10 protein-coding genes are annotated in these 14,220 nt (G+C 71.4%); 6 read left to right on the top strand and 4 right to left on the bottom strand.

What is annotated here, in order from left to right; genetic code table 11:
- Nucleotides 1-138: 138 nt before the first annotated feature.
- Nucleotides 139-2,439 (bottom strand): SpoIID/LytB domain-containing protein, encoded by a 2,301-nt coding sequence (locus tag ACLL9L_RS11620; protein ID WP_411284821.1) that lies wholly within the window; start codon nucleotides 2,437-2,439, stop codon nucleotides 139-141.
- Nucleotides 2,440-2,531: 92 nt separating this feature from the next.
- A complete protein-coding gene (locus ACLL9L_RS11615; RefSeq protein ID WP_411284820.1) occupies nucleotides 2,532-3,668 on the bottom strand; it encodes a glycosyltransferase family 4 protein in 1,137 nt (378 codons plus the stop codon).
- Between the two features lie 138 nt (nucleotides 3,669-3,806).
- Between ACLL9L_RS11615 and ACLL9L_RS11610 the strand changes: the two genes are divergently transcribed.
- From ACLL9L_RS11610 to ACLL9L_RS11595, 4 genes are read left to right on the top strand one after another with little or no spacing between them, the layout of a single operon-like run.
- Nucleotides 3,807-4,655, top strand: a complete 849-nt coding sequence (locus ACLL9L_RS11610; RefSeq protein WP_411284819.1) for an ABC transporter permease — start codon at nucleotides 3,807-3,809, stop codon at nucleotides 4,653-4,655.
- Nucleotides 4,652-5,908 carry an ABC transporter ATP-binding protein gene (locus ACLL9L_RS11605; protein WP_411284818.1) on the top strand — a complete coding sequence of 419 codons (1,257 nt, stop codon included), beginning with the start codon at nucleotides 4,652-4,654 and terminating at the stop codon, nucleotides 5,906-5,908. Before ACLL9L_RS11610 ends, ACLL9L_RS11605 begins: the two co-directional genes overlap by 4 nt.
- Complete coding sequence (locus ACLL9L_RS11600) at nucleotides 5,908-6,945, top strand: glycosyltransferase family 2 protein (RefSeq protein WP_411284817.1); 1,038 nt, start codon at nucleotides 5,908-5,910, stop codon at nucleotides 6,943-6,945. The genes ACLL9L_RS11605 and ACLL9L_RS11600 overlap by 1 nt, the downstream gene beginning before the upstream one ends.
- A complete protein-coding gene (locus tag ACLL9L_RS11595; protein ID WP_411284816.1) occupies nucleotides 6,942-8,048 on the top strand; it encodes a glycosyltransferase family 4 protein in 1,107 nt (368 codons plus the stop codon). Before ACLL9L_RS11600 ends, ACLL9L_RS11595 begins: the two co-directional genes overlap by 4 nt.
- Nucleotides 8,049-8,060: 12 nt before the next feature.
- Here ACLL9L_RS11595 and ACLL9L_RS11590 read toward each other — a convergent pair whose 3' ends face one another.
- Together ACLL9L_RS11590 and rfbD are read right to left on the bottom strand one after the other, a co-directional pair.
- Complete coding sequence (locus ACLL9L_RS11590; RefSeq protein WP_411284815.1) at nucleotides 8,061-10,577, bottom strand: glycosyltransferase; 2,517 nt, start codon at nucleotides 10,575-10,577, stop codon at nucleotides 8,061-8,063.
- Nucleotides 10,574-11,428 (bottom strand): dTDP-4-dehydrorhamnose reductase, encoded by an 855-nt coding sequence (gene rfbD, locus ACLL9L_RS11585; protein WP_411284814.1) that lies wholly within the window; start codon nucleotides 11,426-11,428, stop codon nucleotides 10,574-10,576. Before rfbD ends, ACLL9L_RS11590 begins: the two co-directional genes overlap by 4 nt.
- Nucleotides 11,429-11,609: 181 nt before the next feature.
- On the opposite strand from rfbD, the gene ACLL9L_RS11580 reads away from it, so the two are divergent.
- Nucleotides 11,610-13,544, top strand: a complete 1,935-nt coding sequence (locus ACLL9L_RS11580) for an N-acetylmuramoyl-L-alanine amidase (protein ID WP_411284813.1) — start codon at nucleotides 11,610-11,612, stop codon at nucleotides 13,542-13,544.
- Between the two features lie 55 nt (nucleotides 13,545-13,599).
- Nucleotides 13,600-14,220: sugar nucleotidyltransferase (locus tag ACLL9L_RS11575; protein ID WP_411284812.1), on the top strand; the 621-nt coding region annotated here is incomplete at its 3' end.

The raw sequence follows: 14,220 nt of genomic DNA, 5'->3' as shown, positions 1-14,220 counted from the left end.
GCACGACTGCGCGCCGAAGCTGTTGCCCGTCCGGAACGGACCTGGGACACGTATGCCGCGCAGACGTGGGCCCTGCTCGTCGGGGGAGCGCCTTCGAAGGCGTGACTTGCGTAGCCCTGCCCCTCCAGGCGCTCGGACTCAAGGCACCAGCACCGCCGGGTGGCCCGTGAAGCCGTTGGAGTCCCACAGCGGTCGTCCGGCCGCGTCGTAAACGACAAGGTTGCCGTCGTCCTGGAGGACGAGGTGGTCGCCCGGGCTGTAGAGGTTCGTGTGCCAGACCGGCTTGCCCGACGGCGCGTAGATGACGACGTTGCCGTCACTCTGCGCCTTCAGCGTCGCGCCGGGTGTCTGGCTCCCGCTCGCCCAGATGCGAGCGCCCGAGGCGGCGGTGAGGACCAGGTTGCCGCTCGTCTGCATCGTCAGGGTGGAGCCACCCCGGTATGACGAGACGCTCGCGCCGGAGGCCAGTGAGGGCACCGGACGCTTCGGCGCGAAGAACGTGCCCGCGTGGCGGGTGAAGCCGGAGCTGTCCCACAGCGGGGCACCGGAGGCGGCGTAGAGCACGAGGTTGCCGTCGTCCTGCAGCCGGAGCGCCGCCCCGGGGCTGTAAACGCCCGTCGTCCACAGCGCCAGTCCCTGGGGGTCGTAGAGCACGACGTTGCCGTCGGACTGGACCCGCAGGTAGGCACCCGGGACGCTGGTCATGGTGGCCCACCGGGCCCGGCCGGTGGAGTCGTAGACGACGACATTCCCGTCGCCCTGCATGCTCAACCAGAACCCGGCGTTGGCGGACACGACGGACGGCGCCCCCGCGAGGAGCTGGGCCGGCACGCCCGGTCCGGGCGGGGCGACCGCTCGACAGGCCAGCCGCTGCGAGTAGACAGTGGCACCGCTGTTCAGGGCGTGGACGCAGACCTCGTGGGACCCACCGCCGACCGGGACCGCGAGGTCGAAGCCGTGGTTGTTGCCGAGGCCGGGGTAGGCCGCCCCGACGTCGGGCCGGGAGGAGGCCGCCATGCCGGCGGCCACCAGGGCGCCATCCACGGTGACGTGGACCGTGACCGGGTCGGGGGTGTTGGGGTCGAGGGCCCACCCCGACGCCCGGACCGTCGAGCCGCCGACATAGCTCGCCCCGTCGAACGAGCCGATCGGCGGGACGTCGTCCACGGTCCACCAGGTCGAGCGCAGGCCGTCGCCGTAGGACGGGTAGGGCCGGGCGTTCCTGATGGCGGCGCCGGTGGTGGTCACGGATCCGGCGCTGCCCTCGAGGCGCACGCTGGTCACCCGCCCACCCCACTCGCCGTTGCCGTCACGGCCGGTGACGACGAGCCGCTGCAGCGTGCCGATGGAGGGGTTGCTGGCCTCGAGGGACGAGGCGGGCAGGGAGGCCCGCCACGAGTGCACGGAGTCGCCGGGGGCCGCGCCGTCCCACGGGTCGGCCTGGGCCGGGAGATAGGGCTGGCCGCCGGCGGACGACCAGCCGCCGTTGGAGGCCGAGAACTCGGTGAAGGCCATCGCGCCCTGGTAGGTGAGGACGACTCCGGACGTCGCCGCCACCGCAGCGTCGGTGCTGGCGTACTCCAGGGCCGTCGCGGCGCCGCTGGCGGTGTAGGACGTCGTGCCCGAGAACACCTGGCAGGACGTCGTGTCGCAGATGTCGGAGGCGGCCGAGCCGCTGCGTCGCACGGCCGAGACGGCATACGTCCTCGCCGCCACGCTCTGCGACTGCAGTGCCGCGCCGGGCCACGACGCCGGACTCTCGTGCGGGACGACCCCCAGCAGGTAGGACTCGAGCGGGAGGGTGAGGACCGTGCTGACTGCGCCCGTCCCGGCGGGCAGCGCCGAGACCGCGCCACGGTAGGCGATGGAGGTGTTGTCTGCGCGCCAGACGCGGAGCAACCCCGAGGTCCCCTCGAAACGCAGCGACGTGCTCGAGCCCGTCGACGGGCCGAGGGGGAACGCGCTCCACGCACCGCCGAGCAGGCCCTGCAGCTGCAGGCCGGCGGCCGACGGCAGGACCCGCCACTGGTCCCGGTCGACCGGCAGCGCGGTGCGGGCCCCGGTGCTCTCCACGACCGTCAGGCCGTCGGTGCGGCTGACCCGCAGGCTCGCCGTGTCGGCGCCGCTCAGGCGCACTCGGATGGGGTCGTTCGCCACGGACGCGGCGGTCGTGCCGGGGTAGTAGCCGGCGAGGATCTGCTGGTAGGACTTCCCCAGGGTCGCCGCCCCGTAGGCCCCCCACTGGGACATCCCCCGGCCGTGGCCGAACCCGTGTCCGCTGATCGTCCACACGCCGTTGGCCGGGCGGACGAAGACCTCCTCGGCGCTCGCTGCGCCCGCGCTCGCCGTGACGAGCCCGCCCGTCAGAACCAGGGCTCCGATGACCAGACGCGAGATCCGACCGCGCCACGGCACCCTCAGGCGCCCCTTCTGCAACATGTTCAGCACGAGAAGCCATTATGCCCCAAATAGAACGATATCGGCTAATATTGGGATAAACGCGGATTTCAGTTCCCTGGGCGTGTCGCGGCTCAGTCGCCGCCGACGGCCCGCGCATAGAGCGACCACATCTCCCGCGCCGTGGACACCCAGCTGAAGTGCTCCACTCGGGTGACCCCCCTCGCCACCAGGGCGTCTCGCGGCGCTCCGTCGGCTGCTGCTGCCGCGAGGCCCACGCTGAGGGCGTCGACGTCCCCGACGGGTGCGACGAGGGTGGCGCCCCCGCCCACCTCGACCAGCGCCGGGTCGTCGCTGGTGACGACGGGTATGCCGTGCGCCATCGCCTCGACGACCGGGAACCCGAAGCCCTCGGCCCGGCTCGGCATGGCCAGCACCCTCGCCCCCGCGTAGAGGGAGGCGAGATCGGGGTCCGACACCCGGCCGGTCACCAGGACGCGCCCGCCGACACCGGCCGCGCGGGCGAGGTCGGCGACCCGCACGTCCCCCCACCCGGATGGACCCGCCACGACGAGCCGCAGCCCGGCGAGGTCCGGGCTGCGCATCGCCTCCACGAGCAGGTCGAGGCCCTTGCGCGGCTCAGCCGTCCCCACGAACAGGACGTAGGGCTCGCCCGCCCCGAGGGCGTCCCGCCGAGCGGCGGAGTCGGGGGGGGCCGGCGCCGCCGAGACCCCCGAGTGCACCGCGACCACCGGTGCACGGGGGTCGAGCACCCGACGGACCGCAGCGGCGACAGCCTCGGTCGGCGTGACGATGATCGCCGCGTCCCGGGCGGCTCGTTCACCCATCCGCCGGTGGAACGCCACACCCCGCGAGGTGAGGGTCTCGGGATGCGTCCAGGGGACGACGTCGTGGATCGTGACGACGAGCCGGTAGCGGGAACTGCGCGCAGGCACGAGGAGGGTCGGTGCGTGGACGACCCCGCAGCGGGCGGGACGAGGTGGCAGACCGCGCTCCCAGAGTCGGGCGATGGCCCGGTCGGGGAGGTGCATCGAGCGCACCGGCACCGGCAGGGACCGGGCGGCCCGGCACGGCAGCGGGGCGACCGCATCGAGCACGGCGCCCACCGGCGACACCGCTGCCAGCGCCCGGAGGAGCTCCTCGGTGTAGCGGCCCGTACCACCGGGGACCGCCGCACACACCTGGGCCGCGACGACCCGCACCTGTAGTGGCGCCTCCCACCGAGGCTCTCCCACCTGTGGCTCTGCCACGCTGTCGGCTCCTCCCCTGGGCGTCCGTCCGGGCGGCTGGCGCCCGCGCCACACCGCGGCGGCGCGCGCGACAGGACCCGACCGGTCACCCGGTATCCTAGGGCGGCCACACCACCAGGGCTGGCCGGAGAGGACTGGATGAGACCCGCGAGCACTCGCAGCAGGGAGCAGACCCGGCTCACGACTGCCCTCATCGTCCAGCTCGTCCGCAAGGACCTCCGGGTCAAGTACCAGGGCTCGAGCATGGGGTTCGTCTGGTCCCTGGCCAACCCCATCCTGCTGCTCGCCGTCTACTCCTTCGTCTTCCAGTTCGTCTTCAAGTCACCGGTCCCCGTCTTCGGGTTCTTCCTCATGTCGGGCCTGTTGATCTGGAGCTTCTTCACCATGGGCGTCATGGGTGCCTCCACGTCGATCCTCGCCAACGCCGGTCTGGTCAAGAAGGTCCCGTTCCCCCACACCGCGCTCCCGCTGGCCTCGATCGGCTTCGCCGCGGCGCAGGTGGCGCTCCAGTTCGTCGTGTTCCTCGCCGCCCTGTTCCTCTTCGGCTTCGCGCCGTTGCGCAAGGAGGTCCTGCTGCTCATCCCGGCCCTGATCGTGGTCCTCACGCTCACGGTGGGACTCGGGCTGTTCGTGGCTGCCACGACGGTCCGCCTCAGGGACACGCAGCACATCCTCGAGGTCCTGATGTTCGCGTGGATGTGGCTGACGCCGATCATCTATCCCGCCAGCCTGGTCCACAACATGCTCGGGGGGACCGCACAGCTGCTCTACTACCTCAACCCGATGGCCGGTGTTGTCGTCAGCTTCCAACGCGCCCTCTACGGCGTGGTCCGTTATCCCACCTCCGGCGACCTCCTGCTCGCCAGCGACTCCAACTTCTTCTACCTCGGCGTGCTGGGCATCGGGTTCGTCGTGTCGGCGTCGATCTTCGCCCTCGGACTGTGGCAGTTCCGGCGGCTGTCCAAGGACTTCGCGGAGGAGCTGTGACCACGACCGACACCCCCGGGACCCGCCCCACCCCGTCGAGCTCCCTCCCCGAGCGCGACGAGCCCCTCATCCGGGCGTCGAACGTCAGCAAGAGGTTCACCCGCCACCAGCGCCGCGCGACGAGCCTCAAAGAGCGGATCGTCAAGCGGGAGCACGGGGTCAAGGACGACTTCTGGGCGCTGCGCGACATCGACCTCGTCGTCCACCGCGGCGAGACGGTGGGGCTCACCGGCCCCAACGGGTCCGGCAAGAGCACCTTGCTCAAGGTCCTCTCGGGCATCCTGCGGTCGTCGTCCGGCGAGGTCGAGGTCAACGGCCGCGTCGCCTCCCTCCTCGAGCTCGGTGCGGGCTTCGACGGCGAGCTGACCGGACGCGAGAACGTCTACCTCAACTCGGCCCTGCTCGGCGTGCCCAAGGCCGAGACCGACCGGCTGTTCGACGAGATCGTCGAGTTCAGCGAGCTGGGCGAGTTCATCGATAACCCCGTCAAGCACTACTCGTCGGGCATGTACGTCCGGCTGGGGTTCTCGGTCGCTGTGCACATCGACCCCGACATCCTCATCGTCGACGAGGTCCTGTCCGTCGGTGACGCCGCGTTCCAGAACAAGTGCATCGACCGCATCCGCCTCTTCCAGCAACAGGGCAAGACGATCCTCTTCGTCTCGCACGCCTCGGGCCAGATCACGTCCCTGTGCACGCGGGCGGTCTTGCTCAACCGTGGCCGCATCCTCTTCGACGGGCCGCCCAAGGAGACGGTCAAGCGCCTCAACCACCTGCTCGGGGTCGACTCCGTGGAGCGCCGCGACGAGGGCGCCGCCCAGGTCTCCTCGGCCGTGCTCGTGGATCCCAGCACGTCCCTGACCCCCGAGGTGTTCGAGAGCGGCGCCGAGGCGCTGTTCCTGGCGACCATCGACTGGCTCGTGCCCGACGAGCTCCCCGAGGACACCCACCTCGAGCTGAGCTTTGCCAGCGGCGACGAGACCGTCGCGCTCGTCCAGCCCCAGGAGCTGCCCGTCCCGCGCGACGAACCTGCTCGCTCCGGAGGGCGGTCACAGGTGTCGTGGCGCCTCCACTCGCTCCCGGCGCTCGCCGGTAACGTGACGCTGCGCTTCGTCGTCCAGGCCGGTGGGCACCAGCTGGCCCTCGCCGAGGTCACCGGCCTGCGGATCCACGGCGACCAGGTGGCCGACGTGGAGGGCGCGGCGGTCATCAGCACCGCCGTGGCTGACCCCCCCGCCAGCACATCGGCCTAGTGGCGCCCGGCCCGTCCGGTGCCGGGTGGTCCGGTGCCGGGTCGCCGTCGCCGGACGTCACCGTCGTCGTCATCACCTGGCAGGGCCGTCACCTCATTGAGGCCTGCCTGGCCTCGCTGAGGACCCAGACCGCGGCGCACCGGGTGGTCGTCGTCGACAACGCCTCCACCGACGGCACGGCCGAGCTCCTCCGGGACCGGCACCCGGAGGTGGCGCTGGTCGAGCTGGCCACGAACACCGGATTCGCCGGTGGTGTCGCCGCCGTCCTGGGCCAGGTGGAGACCCGCTACCTCGCGCTGCTCAACAACGACGCGGAGGCCGACCCCACCTGGCTGCGCGAGGCGACGGCATACCTGGGCGCGCACCCGGGGGTCGCGGCGGTGAGCTCCCGGATGCTCCTGACCGACGTCGCCGGCACGATCAACAACGCCGGGGTCCTGCTCCTGCCCACCGGCTACGGCGCCGACCGCGGGCTGGGCGAGCCCGACGGCGAAATCTTCGACGAGCCCGTCGAGGTCTTCGCCGCGTCCGGGGGCGCGGGGGTCTACCGCACCCTGGCGGTCAAGGCCGTCGGCGGGATCGAGCCCCGCTACTTCATGTACTACGAGGACACCGACCTGTCGTGGCGGCTCCGGCTCGCGGGGTGGACGATCGCCTACTGCCCCACCGCCGTCGTCCACCACCGGCACGCAGCCAGCTCCGAGCCGGGGTCGCCGTCCTTCGCCTTCCACACCGAGCGCAACCGGCTGCTCACCCTGGCCCGGTGTGCGCCGCCCGGTTTCACTCTGGCGCAGACCTGCCGGTTCGTCCTCACCACCGCCTCACTCATCATGACGCGACTCCTGGGCAGGCCAGTGCCGGACGATGCGGTCTTTTCCCCTCCCGTCCGTCTCCGGGCCCTGGCGTCGGCGCTGCGACTGGCCCCAGAGCTGATGCGGGTCCGTCTGACCAGCACGCGCGCCCGGCGCGCCAGCGTGCTGCGGGAGTGGCGTGGTGTCCCCCAGCGACCCATCCCGCCCGCGGGGACGTCCGCGTGAGGGTCGCGATCGACGCCACCCCGCTGCTCGGTCCCCGCACCGGCATCGGCACCTACACGGCCAACCTCCTCGACCGGCTCGCCGGCGCAGGCGCAGACGTCGACCTCGTCGCCACGGCCTTCACCGCCCGCGGCGCCGGTGCCCTCGCGGCGCACCTGCCGGCCAGTGTGCGGGTGCGCGCCCGACCGGTGCCCGCCCGGGTGCTGCGCGCGGCGTGGCTGGCCGGGACGGGCCCGTCGGTTGAGCTGCTCACCGGGCCCGTGGAGGTTTTCCACGGCACGAACTTCGTCGTCCCGCCATTGCGCCACGCGGCAGGCGTGGTGACGATCCACGACCTGGGCTACCTGCGCAACCCGGCCACCGTGACCTCCGACTCGCTGGCCTACCGACGGCTCGTCCCCCTGGCCCTGGGCCGTGGCGTCCACGTGTGCACCCCGAGCCGGGCGGTCGCCCACCAGGTCAGCGACGCGTATGCCGTTGCCCCAGAACGGATCCACGTCACCCCGCTCGGTGTCGACCCCGCCTGGGCTGCGGCGAGCGCCCCGGGGCCGGAACTCCGCGCGGCCCTCGGCCTCCCCCCGGACTACCTCGTCGCCGTCGGGACCCTGGAACCGCGCAAGAACCTTGCCCTCCTCATAGAGGCCTACCGCCTGGCCCTCCAGCGGGGCACGGAACTGCCCCCGCTCGTGCTCGTCGGCGCCAGGGGATGGGGCGCCGCACTCGACACGAGCGCCCTGCCTGACGATCGGATCCGGCGCACCGGACACCTGCCCCTCGAGCAGCTGAGGCAGGTCGTGGCCGGGGCCGGTGCGCTGCTCTTCCCCTCGATCGACGAGGGGTTCGGGCTGCCGCCGTTGGAGGCGCTCGCCTGCGGCACGCCCGTTGTCTGCGCCGACCTCGAGGTGACCCGTGAGGTCCTCGGCGACCAGGCCTCCTACGCCGACCCGCGCTCGGTCGGCGCGTTCCTCTCGGCCGTCGAGGCGAGCCTCGGGCAGCCCGTCGGCACACCGGCGACCCGACGGGCCCACGCGGCCGCCTTCACCTGGCAGGCCTGCGCTGAGGCGACGCTGACGGCATACCGGGACGCCGCGTCGGACCGCTGACGGTCCCGCCCGTCAGACGCCCCGCCGCTGCCCGTAGACCCGCCGGACCCGGCCCCGGGCGCGCCTGACCAGCTCGCCGACCCCCCCGGCGTCCAGGTACTCCCGCACCAGGGCGGCGTCCTCGCGCAGGTCGAACGCCTTGCGCTGGGGACGCGCTCGCGGCGGCGCCATCAGGGCCTCCCCGAGGGACTGGGTGATGTCGGTCGCGCGGCGCGGACTGCGGACGAAGCGGGCCAACGGTTCCAGCGACTTGCTCCACGTATAGCGCGCGGCGACCTCACGGACCCGCCCCTGCACCAGTGAGCGTTCGTCGGCATCCGTGAGCAGCAGGGACATGGCGCCGGCCAGCGCCCTGACGTCCTCGGCAGGCACGGCCGCACCGAGCCCCTCCCGCTCGACCAGGTCCCCGAAGGCGTCCCCGGCGGTGCAGACGATGGGCAGCCCCGCCCACAGGTAGTCCAGGATCCTGGTGCGAAAGCTGAACTCGGTCTCGACGTGGTCGAAGTGACAGCTGACCCCGAGGTCGGCGTCGAGGAGGAAGTCGGCCCGCTGCTCGTAGGGGACCCAGCTCTCGTTGAAGAAGACGTGGGTGCCGGCGATCCCCAGCCCCTCGGCCAGGGCGCGGGCCCGGTCGGCCATGGCCATCTCCGGGACGCCGGGGTTGGGGTGCTTCATCCCCATGAACACGAGCCGCACGTCGGGGATGTCCCTGCGGACCACGTCGATCGCGGAGATGAGGGTGAGGGGATCGAACCAGTTATAGACCCCGCCGCCCCAGAGGACGACCTTGTCGGACGGGCCGACGCCGTCGATGACCCCCCGGATGCCGTGTCGGCCCTGGACGGCGGGCCCCTCCGGCAGGCCGAACGGCGCCACGTCGATGAGGGCGCGCAGCGACTCGTCCTGGTCGTAGGTGAACGGGTTGATCCGGCCCTGCCCGGCCAGCTGGCCGAGCCAGAAGTCCCGCTGCTTCTCCGAGGCGCACAAGAAGAAGTCGGCCCGGGCGAGCTGGACGTTGAGGGCTCCCACGGTGGCCTCGGAGACCTCCGAACGCTCGGCCATCGGCCTGGCTCGCTCCTGCTCGAGGGTCTCGAGGTGGAACGGGTCGTAGATGTCGGCGACCAGCACGGCATTCGCCTCGGCCACGAACGGGTACAGGCTGAGCAGCAGGCCCTGGAAGATGATGACGTCGGCGTCGTCGACCATCGGGCGCAACGTGTATCCGTTCGCAGCGGTCGTCTCGAAGCCCTCCCCCTGCAGGTCGCAGTGGCCCAGCGTGGCCAGCGTGACGTCGTGCTCGGGTGCCAGCAGCCGGGAGATCTCGAAGGCCCTGATCGCCGGCCCGGCCATCCTGGACCCGAGCGGCTCCCCGGTCACGACCAGGACCCTCCGCCGGCGGGAGAAGTACTCCTCGACGCCGAAGGCCTGGGCCAGGTGGTGGTGCGCCTCGACATAGCTCGGATAGGGGTAGGCCGGCTCGATCGCCTGACGAAAGAGTGGGAAGAGGTCGATGTCGCTGCGCCGGCGCGCGGTCTGGATGAGCTCGCGGTCCGGCATCAACGAGGGCAGCTGCTCGACGAAGTAGTCGATGGCGAGCGCTCCGGAAAGCGCGCTCTTGGGGATCTCGACGAGCTCCTGGTCATCGCCCCCGGGACGGACCTGCAGGTCGAGCATCCGCGCGTCGAGGCCGGTCCGGGCAATCGAGCGCCTCACCGCGAGGGCCATCGCCGGGGGGAGGCATCGGCTCAGCGACTCGGCGTCGTAGTTCTTGTACATCGACATCAGCGCGTTGCGCTCGAGGAGATAGGACTCGCGATAGCTGCCGTACTGCTTGATCGTCGCGTGGTGGCGGTGATAGGCGACGGATGTCGGCAGGTAGCGAACGCGGTGACCGAGGACGTTGAGCCGCCAGCCGAGGTCGACGTCCTCGAAGAACATGAAGAAGCGTTCGTCGAACCCGCCGACCTCGCGGAAGGTCGAGGCCCGGAAGAAAACGGCCGACCCGGTCCCGAAGAGGACATCCCGGGGCGTCTCGAACTCGCCGGTATCGGGCTGCTCGGTCTCGCGCTTGTATCCCATGCCGTACCACGTCAGGGCCCCGTCGACGTAGTCGATCTTCTCGCCCTCCCAGTCGAGCACCTTCGAGGCGACGCACGCGACCCCCCGGTCGGTCTCGAGCTCCGCCACCGCGGCGGCGACCCACTGCAGCGCCGGGCGCGCATCGTTGTTGATGAAGGCGAGGAACTCCCCGCGTGCCAGCTCGACGCCGAAGTTGCACCCGCCGGCGAACCCGAGGTTGCTCCCCGAGTCGACCACCGTGACCTGCGGGAAGGCCGCGGAGATCTGCTCCAGTGAGCCGTCGCCGGAGTCGTTGTCGACGCAGATCAGCTCGATCCGGTCCGCGGGCCAGTCAAGGCTCGCCAGCTCGCGCAGGCAGGTGATGGTGTCGTCGGCGCCCTTGTAGTTGAGCAGGATCACGGACACCAGACCGGGGACGACGCTCAGGGGAGCTGGCAGGCTCGGACTCACAGGATGCCCTTCAGGGTGACATGGATGGATGCGGCCAGCGCCTCGCGCCAGTGCGGCAGCAGGGGCACCCCGACGTCGCGGGTGCGTTCATGGCCGAGCACGGAGTATGCCGGTCGCGGAGCCGGGCGGGGAAATGCGGCCGAGGTGCTCGGCAGGACCCTCGCCGGGTCGAGACCGAGCTCCTCGAAGATCGCCCGGGTGAGACCGAACCAGGTCGTGGACCCCTCGCTGGTGCCGTGGTAGGTGCCGGCCGGGGCGTGCGCCTCGAGGAGGTCGGCCACGAGCGCGGCGAGGTCAGCGGTCGACGTCGGCTGGCCCCGCTGGTCGTCGACGACCGAGAGGGTCTCGTGCTCCCCCGCCAACCGGGCCATGGTGGCCACGAAGTTGGGGCCGCCCGGCCCGTAGAGCCACGCGGTGCGCACGACCAGGGACTCCGGGCACTCCGCGCGCACGGCCCACTCGCCGGCGGCCTTCGTGCGGCCGTAGGCCGAACGGGGCGCCAACGGGGCGTCCTCGGCGTAGGGATCGGTCGCCTCACCAGCGAAGACGTAGTCGGTCGAGATGTGGACCAGGCGCGCACCGGCCTCCCGGCAGACCCGCGCGACGTGTGCTGCCCCCGTGGCGTTGACGGCATACGCCTGCGGCTCGTGCGTCTCCGCGTCGTCCACCCGGGTCCAGGCCGCGGCGTTGACCACGACGTCCTGGCCCTCGATGGCGCCGCGGCAGTGCTCGATCGAGACCACGTCCACGGCCGCTCGCGACGCGGCCGTGACGTCGTGCCCGCGCGCCGACATCACCTCCGTGACGGCCTGACCCAGCATGCCCGTGCCCCCGGTGACCAGAACCTTCATGGCGGCGAGGCTATCGGAGCGGATCTGGCAGGCGTAGCCCGGCGAGTCCGAGGTGGTTCCCGGAGAAAGCGTGATACTGGGACATAGCGGGCTATTGGTGTTAAAGTGACAAATGAGGCACAGCTCGCTCCGGGTCGTCCGTTGACCCCTGACCCGTCGGTGACCGACAGGGGAACCCCCAATGAACTCAGTACGAATTGTCGCTGCTCTCGCGCTCGCATCGGCGGGCCTGGTCGCCCCGGCGGTCTCCACCGCCGCGGCGCCCAGGCCCATCGCCCCGTCGACCCGCAGCGTCCCGCTCTCCGGGGTGGACCAGCAGGCGCTGACCACCTCCCCGCCGGCCTTCGACCCCGCCGCCGCCGTCGCGGCCAGCGCCGCCACGAACTCCAAACGCATTGCCCCGTTGACCCCACGGGTGGCGGCATCCACCCAGCCCGCGGTGCTGACGGCCCAGCTCGAGACGGGCCGCTTCACCGCGGCCGGGGTGACCTGGACGGCGCCGGACGCCACCAGCGCGATCGTCGTGCAGGTGCGCGTCCGCGAGAAGGGCACCTGGACGGACTGGCAGCACCTCGGCACCTCCGACACCCCGACCACCGCAGGGTCGGATGCCCAGCACGCCCAGAACCGCGTCGCGACCGAGCCGCTCACCACCGGCTCCGCGGACGCCATCCAGGTCAGGGTCGATGCCGGCGGTGGCCCCATTCCTGCAGACCTGTCGCTCCTGACCGTGGACCCGGGCACCTCCCCCGCGGACGCCACGCTCGTCGCCCCGCGCGCACTTGCCGCAGCGGGCGGCGTCGCCCAGCCGGCCATCATCACGAGGGCCCAGTGGGGCGCGGACGAGAGCATGCGCAACTGCACGGCGACCTACTCGTCCACGATCAAGGTCGGGTTCGTCCACCACACCGTGGGCAGCAACACCTACGCCGCGAGCGAGTCGGCGTCCATCATGCGGGGCATCTACGCCTACCACGTCAACGGCAACGGGTGGTGCGACGTCGGCTACAACTTCCTCGTCGACCGCTACGGACAGATCTTCGAGGGCCGCGCCGGCGGCATCGACAGCCCCGTCATCGGGGCCCATACCGGCGGGATGAACCTCGACTCCTTCGGTGTCGCCGCGATGGGCACCTTCTCCACCGCCTCGACCCCCAGCGCGATGCTCACCTCGATCTCGCAGGTCCTCGGGTGGAAGCTCGGGATGTATGGCCGCGACCCCAACGGGAGCGACGTGCTCGTCTCGGCGGGAGGCCCGTCCACGCGGTTCCCGGCAGGCCAGTCCGTGACGTTCCGGACCGTCTCGGGCCACCGTGACTCCGGCGACACCGAGTGCCCCGGCGACGTCCTCTACAACCAACTGCCGAAGCTGCGCACGATGGCGGCGAGCTACATCGCCGCCAGCGACATCCGCGGGAGCGTCCCCCCGCGCGTCAACGGCGGCAGCTCACCGGTCCTCTCGCCGGACGGCGCGTACCGCCTGTACATGCAGGGGGACGGCAACCTCGTGATCTACGACTCCTCCGGAAAATACCGGTGGGCGTCCTTCACGAACGTCCCGGGCGGCTACCTGAGCACCCAGGCGGACGGCAACGTCGTGATCTACGACTCGGAGGACAACCTGCCGTTGTGGACCGCCGGCGTCTACAGCCCCGGAGCCCAGCTGCAGATGCAGAACGACGGCAACCTGGTCCTCTACTCCCGCTCCGGCGCCGCCCTCTGGGACAGCAAGGGATACACGCGCCACCCGGCCGTGCGCTTCACCCCCCGACGGGCCTTCACCCAGCTGTCCCCGGGACAGTCCGTCGCGTCCCACTCCAACGGCTACACCCTGACGATGCAGACCGGTGGCAGGCTCCTGCTCACCAACGGCAAGGGGGCGGCCGTGTGGTCCAGCGGGACGTCCGTGGCCGGTTCCCGCCTCGAGGCCCAGTCCGACGGCAACGTCGTCATCTACGCGCCCAGCGACGCAGCGGTCTGGCACACCGCGCTCTACAGCCCCGGTGACTACGTCGCGATCCAGGACGACGGCAACATCGTCGCCTACGACACGGCCGGCCGGGCCCTCTGGGACGCCTACGGATTCACCAAGCACCCAGCGGTCCGCCTGATCTGACGGCGCGCGCCCTGGTCGGCCGGTCGGGTCCCGCGGCCCCGCTAGGCTGCCCGACATGAAGGGAATTGTGCTCGCCGGAGGCTCAGGGACCCGACTCCACCCCATCACCCGTGGCATCAGCAAGCAGCTGATGCCGGTCTATGACAAGCCGATGGTCTACTACCCGCTCTCGACGCTGATGATGGCGGGGATCCGCGAGATCCTTGTCATCACCACGCCGCAGGACGTGGACCAGTTCGAGCGTCTGCTCGGCGACGGGCGGGCGTGGGGCATCGAGATCTCGTATGCCGTGCAGCCCAGTCCCGATGGGCTCGCCCAGGCGTTCATCATCGGGGCAAACTTCATCGGCGACGACACGGTGGCGCTGGTCCTGGGTGACAACATCTTCTACGGCACCGGTCTCGGCACGTCGCTCAAGGGCAACACCGACCTCACCGGCGGCCACGTGTTCGCCTACCACGTGAGTGAGCCGACGGCATACGGCGTGGTGGAGTTCGACGACGACGGGACGGTGATCTCGATCGAGGAGAAGCCGAGCGAGCCGAAGTCCAGCTACGCAGTGCCCGGCCTCTACTTCTATGACAACGCCGTCCTCGACATCGCCCGCAACCTGCGGCCCAGCCCCCGGGGCGAGCTCGAGATCACCGGCGTCAACGACGCCTACCTCAAGCTGGGC

Source organism: Lapillicoccus sp., from assembly GCF_046595215.1.
GTDB lineage: Bacteria > Actinomycetota > Actinomycetes > Actinomycetales > Dermatophilaceae > Lapillicoccus.
This window is presented reverse-complemented; position numbering and strand designations above follow the sequence as displayed.